11 protein-coding genes are annotated in these 16678 nt (G+C 67.1%); 7 read left to right on the top strand and 4 right to left on the bottom strand.

What is annotated here, in order from left to right:
- Positions 1-319 precede the first annotated feature (319 nt).
- The 6 genes from ag85A (at position 320) to AC5Y5O_RS10425 (ending at position 12750) form a co-directional block, all read left to right on the top strand.
- Positions 320-1360 carry a diacylglycerol acyltransferase/mycolyltransferase Ag85A gene (gene ag85A, locus AC5Y5O_RS10450; RefSeq protein WP_096290600.1) on the top strand — a complete coding sequence of 347 codons (1041 nt, stop codon included), beginning with the start codon at positions 320-322 and terminating at the stop codon, positions 1358-1360.
- Positions 1361-1511: 151 nt separating this feature from the next.
- Complete coding sequence (locus AC5Y5O_RS10445) at positions 1512-2417, top strand: esterase family protein (RefSeq protein WP_423790947.1); 906 nt, start codon at positions 1512-1514, stop codon at positions 2415-2417.
- Between the two features lie 130 nt (positions 2418-2547).
- Positions 2548-3564: a carboxylesterase Culp6 gene (culp6, locus tag AC5Y5O_RS10440; RefSeq protein ID WP_500024985.1), complete on the top strand. Its 1017-nt coding sequence runs from the start codon at positions 2548-2550 to the stop codon at positions 3562-3564.
- 313 nt (positions 3565-3877) lie between these two features.
- The gene (fadD32, locus tag AC5Y5O_RS10435) at positions 3878-5776 is read left to right on the top strand and encodes a long-chain-fatty-acid--AMP ligase FadD32 (RefSeq protein WP_096290598.1); all 1899 of its coding nucleotides are present in this window, start codon (positions 3878-3880) and stop codon (positions 5774-5776) included.
- Between the two features lie 11 nt (positions 5777-5787).
- Entirely contained in the window at positions 5788-11148 is a 5361-nt protein-coding gene (gene pks13, locus AC5Y5O_RS10430) for a polyketide synthase Pks13 (RefSeq protein ID WP_500024981.1), read from the top strand.
- 21 nt (positions 11149-11169) lie between these two features.
- Positions 11170-12750, top strand: coding sequence for an acyl-CoA carboxylase subunit beta (locus AC5Y5O_RS10425; protein ID WP_096290596.1), 1581 nt, complete (start codon positions 11170-11172; stop codon positions 12748-12750).
- Between the two features lie 51 nt (positions 12751-12801).
- Here the strand turns inward: AC5Y5O_RS10425 and AC5Y5O_RS10420 are convergent, their stop codons facing one another.
- From AC5Y5O_RS10420 to AC5Y5O_RS10410, 3 genes are all read right to left on the bottom strand, one after another.
- Positions 12802-14595 carry an acyl-CoA dehydrogenase family protein gene (locus tag AC5Y5O_RS10420; RefSeq protein ID WP_096290595.1) on the bottom strand — a complete coding sequence of 598 codons (1794 nt, stop codon included), beginning with the start codon at positions 14593-14595 and terminating at the stop codon, positions 12802-12804.
- Between the two features lie 53 nt (positions 14596-14648).
- Complete coding sequence (locus AC5Y5O_RS10415) at positions 14649-15047, bottom strand: FHA domain-containing protein (protein WP_500025130.1); 399 nt, start codon at positions 15045-15047, stop codon at positions 14649-14651.
- Positions 15048-15118: 71 nt separating this feature from the next.
- The gene (locus AC5Y5O_RS10410) at positions 15119-15586 is read right to left on the bottom strand and encodes a hypothetical protein (RefSeq protein WP_096290593.1); all 468 of its coding nucleotides are present in this window, start codon (positions 15584-15586) and stop codon (positions 15119-15121) included.
- 179 nt (positions 15587-15765) lie between these two features.
- On the opposite strand from AC5Y5O_RS10410, the gene AC5Y5O_RS10405 reads away from it, so the two are divergent.
- Positions 15766-16032, top strand: a complete 267-nt coding sequence (locus tag AC5Y5O_RS10405) for a DUF1918 domain-containing protein (protein ID WP_096290592.1) — start codon at positions 15766-15768, stop codon at positions 16030-16032.
- 24 nt (positions 16033-16056) lie between these two features.
- Here AC5Y5O_RS10405 and AC5Y5O_RS10400 read toward each other — a convergent pair whose 3' ends face one another.
- Positions 16057-16563, bottom strand: a complete 507-nt coding sequence (locus AC5Y5O_RS10400) for a hypothetical protein (RefSeq protein WP_096290591.1) — start codon at positions 16561-16563, stop codon at positions 16057-16059.
- Positions 16564-16678 lie beyond the last annotated feature (115 nt).

Genomic DNA, 16678 nt, shown 5'->3' with positions numbered 1-16678 from the left:
GCGTGGACAAATCTCACAGATCGCGAACCCATCACAATTTCCCGGACCAGCACACGTACAGCAAATTCACATTTGCACCGTCACCAGTAGTCGTTCACCGTCCGGCACATGCGGAAATGCCGATTTCGACCGCCCGATGCCGTGCGAAAACCCCACGAAAACGGCCTGGAATGACGGTTTGCCCAGCGTCCTCGATGAGAGCCCGTGGGGGTTCGTGTGGTTCACTAAGCCAGTACTGCCGCGCCCGTTGCGCATGCAGTGCGAACCAATCACCGACGCGCCCTGATGACGGATGCGCCGAAAAGATGAGGAAGCAAGAATGACGCTTGTTGACAGGTTTCGCGGCGCCGTGGCTCGGATGCCACGTCGGCTCGTGGTGGGTGCCGCGGGGGCGGCTCTGCTCTCGGGTCTGATCGGCGTCGTGGGGGGCCCGGCCACTGCGGGGGCGTTCTCGCACCCCGGTCTGCCGGTGGAGTACCTGCAGGTTCCGTCGGCCGCAATGGGCCGCGACATCAAGGTTCAGTTCCAGAGCGGTGGCGCCAACGCGCCGGCGCTGTACCTGCTGGACGGTATGCGTGCGCAGGACGACTTCAACGGCTGGGATATCAACACCCCCGCGTTCGAGTGGTACAACCAGTCCGGCATCGCGACCGTGATGCCCGTCGGTGGCCAGTCCAGCTTCTACTCCGACTGGTATGCGCCCGCCTGCGGTAAGGCCGGCTGCACCACCTACAAGTGGGAGACCTTCCTGACCAGCGAGCTGCCGCAGTACCTGGCGGCCAACAAGCAGGTCAAGCCGACCGGCAGCGCGGCTGTCGGTCTGTCGATGGCCGGTTCGTCGGCGCTGATCCTGGCGGCCTACCACCCCGACCAGTTCGTCTACGCCGGCTCGCTGTCGGCGCTGCTGGACCCGTCCCAGGGCATGGGGCCGACCCTGATCGGCCTGGCCATGGGTGACGCCGGCGGCTACAAGACCAAGGACATGTGGGGACCGTCCAGTGACCCGGCCTGGCAGCGCAACGACCCGTCTCTGCAGGTCGCCAAGCTGGTTAGTAACAACACCCGGATCTGGGTCTACTGCGGTAACGGCAAGCCGTCCGACCTCGGTGGCGACAACCTGCCCGCCAAGTTCCTGGAGGGCTTCGTGCGGACGTCCAACCTGAAGTTCCAGGAGGCCTACAACGCGGCCGGCGGTCACAACGCGGTCTGGAACTTCGACGCCAACGGCACCCACGACTGGCCCTACTGGGGCGCGCAGTTGCAGGCGATGAAGCCTGACCTGCAGTCGGTCCTGGGCGCCACCCCGGGCGCCGGTCCGGCGACGGCCGCGCCCGCAACCGCGCCGAGCCAGGGCACCTAAACCCGGTAGAACACAAGACTGACGGCGGGAACCCTTCGGGTTTCCGCCGTTGGTCGTTGTGCGGTGTGACTTGTTTCACTACCCTGCGGGTCGGCCGCACTTCGGCCCTGGTTACTGTGCAAACACAGCGACTACACGATGGAGGGCGGACATGGGTAGCGTGCGGGGTCTGGCGATGCTGCTGCGGGTGCTTTGCGTTGCCGCGCTGACACTCGGATTCGGCGGTCTGGCGGCCGGAATCACGGGTAAGGCCAAGGCGGCGCCCTACGAGACGCTGATGGTGCCGTCCGGCGCGATGGGCCGCGACATCCCGGTCGCCTTCCTCGGTGGTGGTCCGCACGCCGTGTATCTGCTGGATGCGTTCAACGCCGCGCCCGACGTCAGCAACTGGGTGACCGCGGGCAACGCGATGGGCACCCTGGCCGGCAAGGGGATCTCCGTGGTCGCACCCGCCGGCGGCGCCTGGAGCATGTACACCAACTGGGAGCAGGACGGCAGCAAGCAGTGGGACACCTTCCTGTCCTCCGAGCTCCCCGACTGGCTGGCCGCCAACAAGGGGCTGGCACCCGGCGGCCACGCCGCCGTGGGCGCATCCCAGGGTGGATATGCCGCGTTCGCGCTGGCGGCCTTCCACCCCGACCGTTTCGGCTTCGCCGGCTCGCTGTCCGGATTCCTGTATCCGTCGAACACCACCACGAACGGTTCGATCCTGGCCGGCCTGCAGCAATTCGGCGGCGTGGACGGCAACGGCATGTGGGGCGCTCCGCAGCTGGGCCGGTGGAAGTGGCACGATCCCTACGTGCACGCCGCGCTGCTGGCGCAGAACAACACCCGGGTGTGGGTCTGGAGTCCGACCAACATGGGCGGCGACGCGCCCGCGATGATCGGGCAGGCCGGCGAGGCGATGGGTAACAGCCGCATGTTCTACCAGCAGTACCGCAGCGTCGGCGGCCACAACGGCCACTTCGACTTCCCGGGCGGTGGCGACAACGGCTGGGGCTCGTGGGCCGGGCAGCTGGGCGCCATGTCGGGCGACATCGTGGGAGCCATCCGCTAGCCACGCGGGCCCGCTGGCAGGACGGACGGCGCGGCGCGGCGAGCCGGTACCGTGTATTGAGCAGCAGAAGGCGGGGTGGCCGCTTGCCTGGTAACAAGCTGCGACCTACCGACTCTGCTAGCAGGAGACCATGACCTCGAATGCCCAGCGGCTGCGCAAGCGCCGCCGAATTCTCGCCTGGGTGGCCGCGCTGTCCATGGCCGGCGTCGTGCTGTTGGTGATCGTGGCCGTGGTGACGATGCTGCGCAGTACCGAGGCGCCGCCCAGCGCGGTTCCGCCGGGCATTCTGCCGCCTTCCTCGACGACGACGCATCCGCACAGGCCGCGGCCGGCCTCCCAGGACGCTTCCTGCCCGGACGTGCAGATGATCGTCGTTCCCGGTACCTGGGAGTCGTCGCCGACCGACGATCCGCTCAACCCGATGCAGTTCCCGAATGCGTTGTTGCACCCAGACACCCTGGCGATCGCCCAGCAGTTCCCGTCGTCGCGGTTGCAGACGTTCACCGTCCCCTACACGGCTCAATTCAACAATCCGCTGGGCGGCGTCAAGCAGATGTCGTACAACGACAGCCGAGCCGAAGGCACCCGCGCGACGATCCAAGCGCTGACCGATATGAACAACAAGTGCCCGTTGACCAGCTACGTTCTGGTCGGCTTCTCGCAGGGCGCGGTGATCGCCGGCGATATCGCCAGCGATATCGGCAACGGGCGCGGACCCGTCGACGACGACCTGGTGTTGGGTGTGACGTTGATCGCCGACGGTCGTCGCCAGCAGGGGGTGGGCAACGACATCGGGCCGAACCCGCCGGGCCAGGGCGCGGAGGTCACCCTGCACGAGGTGCCGGTGCTGTCCGGGCTGGGTTTGACGATGACCGGCCCGCGGCCCGGCGGCTTCGGCGACCTCAACGGCAAGACCAACGAGATCTGCGCGGCCGGCGACCTGATCTGCGCGGCTCCGGACGAGGCGTTCAGCGTCGCGAACCTGCCGAATACGCTCAACACGCTGGCCGGCGGGGCGGGCCAGCCGGTCCACGCGATGTACGCCACCCCCCAGTTCTGGAACCTGGACGGCGCCACCTCCACGGATTGGACATTGAACTGGGCGCGTAATCTCATCGCAAACGCGCCACACCCCAAGCACGGGTAACCGCCCGGGTGCCTTGCACATCGCCAAGGCAATGCCGGCGAGCTGGGCAAGGGGACACAGCAGTTAGGTAGGCGGTGCCGAGGGCAATCGGCGGTACCTTGAGATTTGGTCTGCCGCGCGCTGCCGCCTAACATTAAGAGAAAACTAAGAGCGATAAGAGTTTGGTGGTTCCCGACCGGGTGAAGCTCGGCCGGACCGGCGCAAGTTTGCGCCGCGTACGAGGCCGGCCCGCGCGCAGAGAACATCGTCGGCAACGCCGACACCAGAACCGCCGGAGTAACTGACCGGCGAGTGTGTAACAGGAGAGGGCGGCATGGCGTACCACAACCCGTTCATCGTGAACGGTCGAATCAAGTTCCCGGATAACACGAACTTGGTCAAGCACGTCGAGAAATGGGCGAAGGTTCGCGGCAGCAAGCTGGCCTACCGGTTTATCGACTACTCCACCGAGCGCGACGGGGTCTACCGCGACATCGTGTGGTCGGACTTCAGCGCACGCAACCGCGCGGTAGGCGCGCGCCTGCAGCAGGTCACCGAGCCCGGCGACCGCATCGCCATCCTGTGCCCACAGAACCTGAACTACCTCATCGCCTTCTTCGGCGTGCTGTATGCCGGCCGGATCGCGGTGCCGTTGTTCGACCCCAGCGAGCCCGGCCACGTCGGCCGCCTGCACGCCGTGCTCGACGACTGCACCCCCTCGACGATCCTGACCACCACCGAGGCCGCCGAAGGCGTCCGCAAGTTCATTCGCGCCCGGGCCGCCAAGGAGCGGCCCCGCGTCATCGCCGTCGACGCCGTGCCCGACGAGGTCGCCGCCACTTGGGTCGCACCGGACGCCGACGAGAACACGATCGCCTACCTGCAGTACACCTCCGGCTCCACCCGCACCCCGACCGGCGTGCAGATCACCCACCTGAACCTGCCGACCAACGTGCTGCAGGTGCTCAACGGCCTGGAGGGCAAGGACGGCGACCGCGGCCTGTCCTGGCTGCCGTTCTTCCACGACATGGGTCTGATCACCGCCCTGCTGTCACCGGTGCTCGGCCACAGCTTCACGTTCATGACGCCCGCCGCGTTCGTGCGCCGGCCCGGCCGCTGGATCCGGGAGATGGCGCGCAAGCCCGAGGACGGCCCGGACTGCGAGGTCTTCACCGTGGCGCCCAACTTCGCGTTCGAGCACGCCGCCGTGCGCGGCGTCCCCAAGGACGGTGAGCCGCCGCTGGACTTGAGCAACGTCAAGGGCATCCTCAACGGCAGCGAACCGGTGTCCCCGGCGTCGATGCGCAAGTTCTACGAGGCGTTCGAGCCCTATGGTCTGCGCAAGACCGCGATCAAGCCGTCCTACGGTCTGGCCGAAGCGACGCTGTTCGTGTCCACCACCCCGATGGACGAAGCGCCCACCGTCATCCACGTCGACCGTGACGAGCTGAACAAGCAGCGCTTCGTCGAGGTGGCCGCGGACTCGCCGAACGCCGTCGCACAGGTATCGGCCGGCGTCATCGGCGTCGACGAGTGGGCCGTCATCGTCGATCCCGACACCGCCAGCGAGCTGCCGGACGGCCAGATCGGCGAGATCTGGCTGCACGGCAAGAACCTGGGCACCGGCTACTGGGGCAAGGAAGCCGAGACCAACGAGGTGTTCCGCAACATCCTCAAGTCGCGGATCAGCGAGTCCCACGCCGAGGGTGCCGAGGACGACGGGCTGTGGGTGCGCACCGGCGACTACGGCACCTACTTCAACGGCCACCTCTATATAGCGGGCCGCATCAAGGACCTGGTCATCATCGACGGCCGCAACCACTACCCGCAGGACCTCGAGTACTCGGCGCAGGAGGCCAGTAAGGCGCTGCGCACCGGATACGTCGCCGCGTTCTCGGTGCCGGCCAATGAACTGCCGCAGGAAGTTTTCGACAACCCGCACACCGGGCTCAAGTACGACCCCGACGACACCTCCGAGCAGCTGGTGATCGTGGCGGAGCGCGCCGCGGGCTCGCACAAGCTCGAGTACCAGCCCATCGCCGACGACATCCGGGCGGCCATTGCCGTCCGGCACGGGGTCACCGTCCGTGACTTGCTGCTGGTGCAGTCGGGGACGATTCCCCGCACCTCCAGCGGCAAGATCGGACACCGTGCCTGCCGCGCCGCCTACCTCGACGGCAGCCTGCGCAGCGGTATCGGGTCCCCGGACGCTTTTGCCAGTGCCACAGACTGAAATCAGGAACCATGGCTGACACCGAACCTGACCTGCCCGACAACTCCGACCAGGCGGCCGCCGACGGTCCTGGCGGGAACGCGCCCGCCAAGAGGACTGATTTAACGGTCCCCGAGATGCGCGAATGGCTGCGTAACTGGGTGGGCCGGGCCGTCGGGCAGTCACCCGACGCGATCGACGAGTCGATCCCGATGGTGGAACTGGGCCTGTCCTCGCGCGACGCGGTGGCAATGGCCGCCGACATCGAGGACATGACCGGTGTCACGCTGTCGGTCGCGGTGGCCTTCCAGCATCCGACCATCGAGTCGCTGGCCACCCGCATCATCGAAGGCGAGCCCGAACGCCCCGACGACGCCGGCGAAGTCGACTGGACCCGCACCGGGCCGGCCGAACGCGTCGACATCGCGATCGTCGGGCTGTCCACTCGGCTTCCCGGCGACATGAACAGCCCCGAGGAAACCTGGCAGGCCCTGATGGAGGGCCGCGACGCGATCACCGATCTGCCCGAGGGCCGCTGGTCGGAGTTCCTCGAAGAGCCGCGTATCGCCGCGCTGGTCGCCAAGGCCCGCACCCGCGGCGGTTACCTCAAGGACGTCAAGGGATTCGACTCCGAGTTCTTCGCCATCGCCAAGACCGAGGCCGACAACATCGACCCCCAGCAGCGGCTGGCGCTCGAGCTGACCTGGGAGGCCCTCGAGCACGCCCGCATCCCGGCGTCCAGCCTGCGCGGCGAGGCCGTCGGCGTGTATGTCGGTTTCTCCAACCACGACTACCAGTTCCTGGCGGTGTCTGACCCGACGGTCGCGCACCCGTACGCGATCACCGGTACCGCGAACTCGATCATCGCCAACCGGGTGTCCTACTTCTACGACTTCCGCGGCCCCTCGGTCGCGCTGGACACCGCCTGCTCGAGCTCGCTGGTGGCCACGCATCAGGCGGTGCAGGCGCTGCGCAACGGCGAATGCGACGTGGCGCTGGCCGGTGGGGTCAACGCGCTGCTCACCCCGCTGGCGACGCTTGGTTTCGACGAGATCGGCGCGGTGTTGTCTCCCGATGGCCGGATCAAGTCGTTCTCCGCCGACGCCGACGGATACACCCGCTCCGAGGGTGGCGGCATGTTCGTGCTCAAGCGGGTCGCCGACGCCCGTCGCGACGGCGACCAGATCCTGGCCGTGATCGCCGGCAGCGCGGTCAACCACGACGGCAGGTCCAACGGCCTGATCGCCCCCAACCAGGATGCCCAGGCCGAGGTGCTGCGCCGGGCGTACAAGGACGCCGGGATCGATCCGCGCAACGTCGACTACATCGAGGCGCACGGCACCGGCACCGTCCTGGGTGACCCGATCGAGGCCGAAGCATTGGGCCGGGTGGTCGGCCGAGGCCGGAGCGCCGACCGCCCCGCGCTGCTGGGCGCGATCAAAACCAATGTGGGACACCTGGAGTCGGCCGCCGGCGCGGCCAGTCTGGCCAAGGTCGTGTTGTCGTTGCAGCACAACAAGCTGCCGCCGTCGATCAACTTCGCCGGGCCGAGTCCTTACATCGACTTCGAGGGCACCCACCTGAAATTCGTTGACAGCGCGACCGATTGGCCGCGCTACGGCGGCTACGCGCTGGCCGGGGTGTCGAGCTTCGGCTTCGGTGGCGCCAACTCGCATGTGGTGGTTCGCGAGCTGTTGCCCCGCGACCTCAAAGAGCCCGAGGCCCCGGCCCAGGTCATCGCGCCGGCCGCGCCCGGCGCCGACCCGACCGAGGCGCCCACGCTGGAATCGCACTCGCTGCGGTTCGACGACTTCGGCAACATCATCACCGACGAGTACGAGATCCCGGATTTCGAGCCCGAGCTGCCGGGCGTCACCGACGAGGCGTTGGAGCTCAAAGCGGCTGCGCTGGAAGAGCTTGCGGCCCAACAGGAGTCAGAGCCCACCAAGCCATTGATTCCGCTTGCGGTGTCGGCGTTTTTGACCTCCCGCAAGAAGGCCGCCGCGGCCGAACTGGCGGACTGGATGGAAAGCCCCGAGGGGCAGGCGGTTTCGCTGGAGTCGATCGGCCGATCGCTGTCGCGGCGCAACCACGGCCGCTCGCGGGCGGTGGTGCTGGCCCACGACCACGAGGAAGCCATCAAGGGCTTGCGCGCGGTCGCCGAGGGCAAGCAACGGCCCAACGTGTTCAGTGTGGACGGTCCGGTGACCAACGGCCCGGTGTGGGTGCTCGCCGGATTCGGTGCGCAGCACCGCAAGATGGGCAAGAACCTGTACCTGCGCAACCCGGTGTTCGCCGAGTGGATCGAGAAGGTCGACGCCCTGGTGCAGGACGAGCTGGGCTACTCGGTGCTCGAGTTGATCCTGGACGACTCGCAGGACTACGGCATCGAGACCACGCAGGTCACCATCTTCGCGATCCAGATCGCGCTCGGTGAGCTGCTCAAGCATCACGGTGCCAAACCCGCTGCGGTAGTGGGACAGTCGCTGGGTGAGGCCGCCTCGGCCTACTTCGCCGGCGGCTTGTCGCTGCGCGATGCGACCCGGGCGATCTGCTCGCGCTCGCACCTGATGGGCGAGGGCGAGTCGATGCTGTTCGGCGAGTTCATCCGGCTGATGGCGCTGGTGGAGTACTCCGCCGACGAGATCAAGACGGTGTTCTCCGACTTTCCGGACCTGGAGGTGTGCGTCTACGCCGCGCCGACCCAGACCGTCATCGGCGGACCGCCCGAGCAGGTGGACGCGATCATCGCCCGCGCGGAATCCGAGGGCAAGTTCGCCCGCAAGTTCCAGACCAAGGGCGCCAGCCACACCTCGCAGATGGACCCGCTGCTCGGCGAGCTGGCCGCGGAGCTGCAGGGCATCAAGCCGATGAGCCCCACGGCCGGGATCTACTCGACCGTGCACGAGGGCAGCTACGTCAAGCCCGGCTCGGAGCCGATCCACGACGTCGACTACTGGAAGAAGGGGCTGCGGCACAGCGTCTACTTCACCCACGGCATCCGCAACGCCGTCGACAGCGGGCACACCACGTTCCTGGAGTTGGCGCCCAACCCGGTGGCGCTGATGCAGGTGGGTCTGACCACGGCGTCGGCCGGATTGCATGACGCCCAGCTGATTCCGACGCTGGCCCGTAAGCAGGACGAGGTCGAGTCGATCACGTCGACCCTGGCGCAGCTCTACGTCTACGGACACGACCTGGACATCCGGACGATGTTCACCCCCGCCAAGGGGCCCTGGGACTACGCCAACATTCCGCCGACCCGGTTCAAGCGCAAAGAGCACTGGCTGGACGCGCACTTCAGCGGCGACGGCTCGATCATCATGCCCGGCACGCACGTCGCATTGCCGGATGGCCGCCACGTGTGGGAGTTTGCACCCCGGGGCGAGACGGCAGACCTGGCCGCGTTGGTGAGAGCCGCTGCGGCTCAGGTGATTCCGGACGCGCAGATGACGGCGGCCGAGCAGCGCGCGGTGCCGGGCGAGGGTGCCCGGCTGGTGACGACGATGACGCGGCATCCCGGCGGCGCCTCGGTGCAGGTGCATGCCCGCATCGACGAGTCGTTCACGTTGGTCTACGACGCGCTGGTCGCGCGGGCGGGTGCGGCCGTGGGCGCATTGCCCACCGCGGTGGGCGCGGGTGCCGCGATTGCACCCGTGGCCGAAGCGGGATCGACGCAAGCACCGGTCGCGGGGCCCGTCGAAGAGGACGTCGACGCGGAAACGTTGTCGGACAGCCTGACCAACCGCTACATGCCGTCCGACTTCGTCAAGTGGTCACCGGATTCCGGTGAGACCATCGCCGATCGCCTGGGCGCGATCGTCGGCGCCGCGATGGGTTACGAGCCCGAGGACCTGCCGTGGGAGGTCCCGCTGATCGAGCTGGGGCTGGACTCGTTGATGGCGGTGCGGATCAAGAACCGCGTCGAATACGACTTCGACCTGCCGCCAATCCAATTGACGGCGGTGCGTGACGCCAACCTCTACAACGTCGAGAAGCTGATCGAGTACGCGATCGAGCACCGCGACGAGGTCGAGCAGCTGCACGAGCACCAAAAGACCCAGACGGCCGAGGAGATCGCCCGGGTGCAGGCCGGGTTGCTCAGCGGCGCAACGCCGGAATCGCTGACCGCTCCCGCGCCGGATCCGCAGGCTGAGCCGCAGACCCAGCCGGCTGTACCGCCGTCGGATGTGGCGATTCCGCCGCCGCCGACCGATCCGTCCGGCCCGACGGGCAACGGCGCCAAGCCGAACCTGGCCGGAGCGGCCGAAGCGCTCAACTCCGAGGCGGTCGCCAAGGCGCTGAACTCCGATGTGCCGCCGCGCGATGCCGCCGAGCGGGTCACCTTCGCCACCTGGGCGATCGTCACCGGCAAGTCCCCGGGCGGCATCTTCAACCCGCTGCCCAAACTGGACGACGCCAGTGCCGCCAAGCTGGCCGAACGGCTTTCCGAGCGCGCCGAAGGGCCGATCACCGCCGAGGACGTGGTGAGCTCAGAGAACATCGAGGCGCTGGCCGAGAAGGTGCGCCAGTACCTGGAGGCCGGCACCGTCGACGGGTTCGTGCGCACGCTGCGGGCGCCGGTCGAGGGCTCGACCAAGCCACCGGTGTTCGTCTTCCACCCCGCCGGCGGATCGACGGTGGTGTACGAGCCGCTGCTCAACCGGTTGCCCGCGGACACTCCGATGTACGGGCTGGAGCGCGTCGAGGGCACGATCGAAGAACGTGCGGCGCAATACGTTCCGAAGCTGATCGAGATGCAGGGCGACGGGCCCTACATCCTGGCCGGCTGGTCGCTGGGCGGGGTGCTGGCCTACGCCTGCGCGATCGGACTCAAGAAGATGGGCAAGGACGTCGCCTGGGTGGGCCTGATCGACGCCGTGCGCGCCGGCGAAGACGTCCCGCAGACCAAGGAAGAGGTCCGCGCTCGCTGGGACCGCTACGCCCGCTTCGCCGAGAAGACCTTCCAGGTCACCATCCCCGCGATCCCGTACGAGCAGCTCGAGGAGCTCGACGACGAGGGTCAGATCCGGTTCGTGCTGGAGGCCGTCAGCCAGAGCGGGGTGCAGATCCCGGCCGGGATCATCGAGCACCAGCGCACGTCGTACCTGGACAACCGGGCCATCGACACCGCCGAGATCCAGCCTTACGACGGGCATGTGACCCTCTATATGGCCGATCGCTACCATGACGACGCGATCATGTTCGAGCCGCGATACGCCGTTCGGCAGCCGGATGGCGGTTGGGGCGAGTATGTCGCCGACCTTGAGGTCGTGCCGATCGGTGGCGAGCACATCCAGGCCATCGACGAGCCGATCATCGCCAAGGTCGGTGCGCATATGACCCAGGCGCTGAACAAGGTCGAGGCAAATTCCACGAGCCGGACGAGTTAGAACTAGATAGGTAGGCAAGTAGTGACGGATGTAGCGCCTGGGCCGGCTCCTGTCGTCCACACCACGGCCGAGAAGCTAGCCGAGCTCAACACTCGTCTGGAACTGGCCAAGGAGCCCGGCGGCGAGAAGGCCGCCGCCAAGCGCGACGCGAAGGGCATCCCCAGCGCCCGGTCCCGCATCCACGCACTGGTCGACCCGGGCACCTTCCTGGAAGTCGGGGCGCTGGCCAAGACCCCGAACGACCCCAACGCGCTCTACGGCGACGGCTGCATCACCGGCCACGCCATGATCGACGGGCGCCCGGTCGGGGTGTTCTCTCACGACCAGACCGTCTTCCAGGGCACCGTCGGCGAGATGTTCGGCCGCAAGGTGGCCCGGCTGATGGAGTGGTGCGCGATGGTCGGCTGCCCCATCATCGGCATCCAGGACTCCGGTGGTGCCCGCATCCAGGACGCGGTCACCTCGCTGGCGTGGTACGCCGAGCTGGGCCGCCGTCACGAAGCGTTGTCCGGAGTGGTGCCCCAGATCTCCCTCATCTTCGGCAAATGCGCCGGGGGAGCGGTGTATTCGCCCATCCAGGACGATCTCCTCGTCGCGGTGCGCGACCAGGGCTACTTCTTCGTCACCGGGCCCGACGTGATCAAGGAAGTCACCGGCGAGGAGATCACGCTCGACGAGCTCGGTGGCGCCGATGTCCAGGCCCGCTACGGCAACATTCATCACGTGGTCGACACCGAGGCCGAGGCGTTTCAGTACGTCCGCGACTTCCTGTCATTCCTGCCGTCCAACATCTTCGACAAACCGCCGGTCGTCAATCCCGGGCTGGAGCCCGAGATCACCCCGACCGATCTGGAACTCGACGCGATCATCCCGGACTCCGACAACGCGGCGTACGACATGCACGAGATTCTGCTACGGATCTTCGACGACGGCGATGTTCTCGAAGTCGCCTCGCAGCAGGGGCCCGCGATCATCACCGCGTTCGCCCGGGTCGACGGGCGTCCGGTCGGAGTGATCGCCAACCAGCCCATGTTCCTGGCCGGGTCGATCGACAACGAAGCCTCGGACAAGGCAACACGTTTCATCCGGTTCTGCGACATCTTCGAGCTCCCGCTCATCTTCGTCGTGGACACTCCCGGCTTCCTGCCGGGGGCCGAGCAGGAGCGCAACGGCATCATCAAACGCGGCGGCCGGTTCCTGTCCGCGGTCGTGGAGGCCGACGTACCAAAGGTCACGATCACGATCCGCAAGTCCTACGGCGGCGCCTATGCCGTGATGGGATCCCGGCAGCTGACTGCCGACTTCAACTTCGCCTGGCCCACCGCGCGCATCGCGGTGATCGGCGCCGAGGGCGCTGCCCAGCTGCTGATGAAGCGGTTCCCCGACCCGACGACGCCCGAAGCCCAGCAGATCAAGAAGGACTTCATCGAGGGCTACAACCTCAACATGGCGATCCCGTGGACGGCGGCCGAGCGCGGCTTCATCGATGCGGTCATCGATCCGCACCAGACCCGGCTGTTGATCCGTAAGTCGCTCCATCTGTTGCGAGACAAGCAGATCTGGTTCCGCGTCGGACGAAAGCACAGTCTGCTTCCGCTCTAGCCACCACGCCGAGTGTGAGTCTTACGACGCGACACGCCGTTTCGGCGTCGCTCAGTTCACGCTCGGCATGACCAGCGCGCCGGCCGCCAACTCGTCGAACCGATCCAGCGCTTCGTCCGACTCGGCGTCGATGCCGCGCAGCGGTCCGCGATCGGCCAGATACCGCTGCGCGTAAAGCTGGGCCACCAGCGCCTTGCGCTCACCGCCGCGGGTCTCCCGCTCCCAGGCCGCCTGCTCGATCAGCAGCGCGCCCGCGTACACGTCACCCATGAATTGGGCCAGCGGGTACAGACGCGCCTCGGCGACGGTGCTGTCGAGTTTGGTCCAGGCCGTGATCGCGGCATCCAGGTCCTCGATGCGGCGCGCCACCAGCCCGGTGGTCTCGTCGTCATCGGAGACCGACACCGCGTCGTGCAACCGCGCCAACAGCGTCTCGTGCGCCTGGGTCTGCTGGATGCCGCGGCGCACATCGAGACACAGGATATTGTCGGGCCCTTCCCAAATCGTGTTCACTTGTGCGTCGCGCAAAAGCCGTGCCACCGGCCAGGTTTCGATGTAGCCGTTGCCGCCGTGGATCTCGATCGCGTCCGAGGCCGCCGTGATGCCCAGCCGGCACACCTTGAGCTTGGTGACGGGCACCGCGATGCGCTGGCGCACGCTGCGCGGCTGGCGATGGTTGGCGGCGCCGGTGCCGTCGAAAACCATTGCTTGGGCGGCCTCGACGTCGACGATCAACTCGGCCAGTTTGCGTCGCATCAACGGCTTGTCGATCAGCGCGCCGCCGAACGCGTGCCGCTGCCGCGCATAGCACAGCGACTCGACCAGGGCGCGGCGCGCATTGCCCAGCCCGAACAAGGCGATGCCCAGGCGCGCGGCGTTGGTCAACTCCATCATCCGGCTCAGGCCTTTGCCATCGGAGGGGCCCGTCTGGGCATCCGGGCCACTTGGTTCACCGGACAACAGGAACGCCTCGGCGTCGACGAACTCGACCTCGCCGGACGCCACCGAGCGGGTGCCGAGCTTGTCCTTGAGCCGGCGCACCCGCACGCCGTTGCGCGAACCGTCGCGGCGGGTGCGCAGCACCAGGAAGTTGGCGATGCCGCGGGTGGAGTCGGGCGCCCCCTCCGGCTTGGCCATCACCACGAATGCCTCGCCGGCGCAGTTGGACGCAAACCACTTGAATCCGTTGAGCAACCACGAGTCACCGCTGCGCCGTGCCGTCGTCTCCAGCATCCCGAGGTCGGAGCCGCCGGTGCGTTCGGTCAGCAGCTGCGCGGTCTCGCCGGCCCATTCACCGGAGGCGAACTTGGCCTGCACATGCTCGGCCACGTCGGCCGGCGCGTAGGCGGCCACCAGCGACTGGACCATGCCGCCGCCGGTGCCCAGCGCGCAGCCCATCCCGATGTCGGCCTGGTTGAGTAGATAGTTGGACGCGAACAGCGCCAGCCCGGAGCTCACCTTCGCGGCCCGCGCGTCGGTGCGCAGTGCCTGCTGAGCCGCCAGCACCGCGCGCTTGGACTGGGTGAACGACGTCGGCATGACGACCTGGCTGACGTCGTGTCCCCACCGGTCGTAGCGCTCCAGCCGCGGCGGGTTGCGGTCCGTTTCCTCCGCCCAGCGGGCGACCGGGCCGCCCATCAGTTCACCGATACTGGTCAAATGTGGCTCTACGACCGCTAATTCATCCGGCCGCAGATAGTAGGCCATCGTGAACTGCAGCGTGGGGTCGGTGCGGTACCAGTTCAGGCCGACCGCTCCGGTGTAGTTGTCCGTCTGGTAGCGCCGCGACTTTTCCTCGGTCCAGAAGGGCAGCCGGTCCACGGCCTCAACGTCGTAGTCGCTCATCCCGCGACGGTATTACAGCCCGGACTCCGGGTGAAGACGCTGCGCCGTACGGTTCAGCTCTTCACCGGCCCGACAAGAAAGAGCAGACGGAAATTGCCGATCTGGATCTCGTCGCCGTCGCTGAGCACAGCCGAGTCGACACGCTCACGGTTGAGATAGGTCTTGTTCAGGCTGCCGAGGTCGACGATGTGGAATTTGCCGTCTTCCCTGCGGAATTCGGCATGCCTGCGGCTGACCGTGATGTCGTCGAGGAATACGTCGCTGGCGGGATGCCGGCCGACCGTGACGACGGGCTGATCCAATCGGAACTGCGATCCGGCATTGGGACCGCGTTTCACCACCAGGACGGCCGTCCCGCTTCCCACCGTCCGCATATCCTCGACGGCTGCCTCCGCGATCGCCGCCGAGTCGTCGAAGTCGCTGGGCACGCCGTTGCGTAACGCAGCGGGCATCCTGGTGGTCCGCTGCGGGATGTGTTCTGCTGCCGCGGTCATCGTTACCTCTCGGCTCGATCAGGACTCGATCAGGCGGCTCGGGGTAACTGCGGATCGGTGCTCACGGCCTGCGGCTCCGGCCGATGCGGTAGCGGAACCCAGCCGGCGTAGGTCAGGTACAGCCCCACCAGCGCGAATGCGATGCAGATCGCCATCCACCATCCCTGCGCACCGATCATGCTGCTGGCGACCGTCGCGAAGGCCTTGGGAAAGGCCAACAGAAGCACGCCGCGCAGCGTGATGAGCCAGCCCGTCAGCGACACGATGATCGCGGCGGCGCCGTTCCAATACTGGTGGGTCGCCACGATGACCAGGCCGAAGGCCAGGATGAAGGCACCAGCCACCCACGACCACAGCGGGCTTGCCTCGAAGTCTGAAAGGACCGCCTGCATGTCCGACGCGCGCGCCACGGCCGTGACGTCGACGATGACCAGGAACGGGCCGAGCACGCGGGCGAACATGCGTGTCTTGGCCTGCGCTTGCGGTGAAGCGTCCATTGCCGTGCCTCCGTGGTGTGCTGGTTGTTCACCCTCATCGCAGCATTCGATGGCGTGCTGCGGTAGGGACGGAAGTCCCGTTCGGTTGGGAAATTCGTCAGTGGTGACTTACGGCCCTCGCCGAGCGTGCGAGCCGGGCGCATGATCGGCCCAGAGGTCACAGAGCGAGGGAGACGGCGATGAAGGCCGACGTGGGTGACTGGCTCGTGCTCAAGGGCACCACGACCGGGGTAGTGGATCAGCGCGGCTTGATCATCGAGGTGCGCGGCGCGAACGGTGCACCACCGTTTGTGGTGCGCTGGCTCGCCAGTGGCCACGAGGCGACGGTGTTTCCGGGTTCGGATGCCATCGTCGTCACGGCGGCCGAGCAGCGACGGTCCGACGAGCAGGTACGCGAACGGGTAGCCGCAATGCAGTCGGAGCTGACGCATCACCATTACCAGTGACGGTGTTGCGCCGGCCAGTGGGTGTTAGACCGGCGCGACGAACTCCGAGGTGTAGAACTCGGCCGGACTCTGCGAGTGCGGATTCGGACGCTGGATAACGACCCAGACGCCCGTCGTGCCTGGGCGGATGGTGTCGGAAACGGTCACCGTTGCGCCGCCGGCGGGGTCGGTGTCCATCCCGGAAAACGCGGTCCCGGGATCCCCGGGACCACAGCCACCCGACCCCGGCCGGGGTTCCTGAATCAAGCCGACGTCGAAATGGGCTCCCGGTTCGGGCGCGTCCGACAAGTGCACCTCGGCAATCGCTTTCCCTCCGGCGGAATGGACAATGACCGACCCGGTGCCGAGGGCAGATTGCGGCACCATAGGTACGGTACTTACCAGACTGAAATCGCAACGCCGCAATTTGCTGTCCAAAACGACTGTTGTCCCGGCTTCGGCCCCCGCGGTGGCGATCCCCGTTGTCGCCACCGTCGACATGGCCGCTATGAATGCCGCCCGGTATCCGGCGCGGCGTGTTCGTGTGTGCATAAGGTCCTCGATCCCTCCCCTGCTGTGTTACCCGGATCACAGCGGAGTAGGTATTGACCCTTATTTGCTGAATTTAAACCAATTCAGCGAATTACACCTGTGCCAATTTAATAGC

This window comes from Mycobacterium sp. NGS40 (assembly GCF_059812735.1).
This window is presented reverse-complemented; position numbering and strand designations above follow the sequence as displayed.

Coding starts and splice junctions, on each gene's coding strand:
- AC5Y5O_RS10420 (WP_096290595.1), bottom strand. CDS start 14,595: ATGAGCGACTACGACGTTGAGGCCGTGGACCGGCTGCCCTTCTGGACC.
- culp6 (WP_500024985.1), top strand. CDS start 2,548: ATGACCTCGAATGCCCAGCGGCTGCGCAAGCGCCGCCGAATTCTCGCC.
- AC5Y5O_RS10445 (WP_423790947.1), top strand. CDS start 1,512: ATGGGTAGCGTGCGGGGTCTGGCGATGCTGCTGCGGGTGCTTTGCGTT.
- AC5Y5O_RS10405 (WP_096290592.1), top strand. CDS start 15,766: ATGAAGGCCGACGTGGGTGACTGGCTCGTGCTCAAGGGCACCACGACC.
- AC5Y5O_RS10415 (WP_500025130.1), bottom strand. CDS start 15,047: ATGCCCGCTGCGTTACGCAACGGCGTGCCCAGCGACTTCGACGACTCG.
- AC5Y5O_RS10410 (WP_096290593.1), bottom strand. CDS start 15,586: ATGGACGCTTCACCGCAAGCGCAGGCCAAGACACGCATGTTCGCCCGC.
- AC5Y5O_RS10400 (WP_096290591.1), bottom strand. CDS start 16,563: ATGCACACACGAACACGCCGCGCCGGATACCGGGCGGCATTCATAGCG.
- ag85A (WP_096290600.1), top strand. CDS start 320: ATGACGCTTGTTGACAGGTTTCGCGGCGCCGTGGCTCGGATGCCACGT.
- fadD32 (WP_096290598.1), top strand. CDS start 3,878: ATGGCGTACCACAACCCGTTCATCGTGAACGGTCGAATCAAGTTCCCG.
- pks13 (WP_500024981.1), top strand. CDS start 5,788: ATGGCTGACACCGAACCTGACCTGCCCGACAACTCCGACCAGGCGGCC.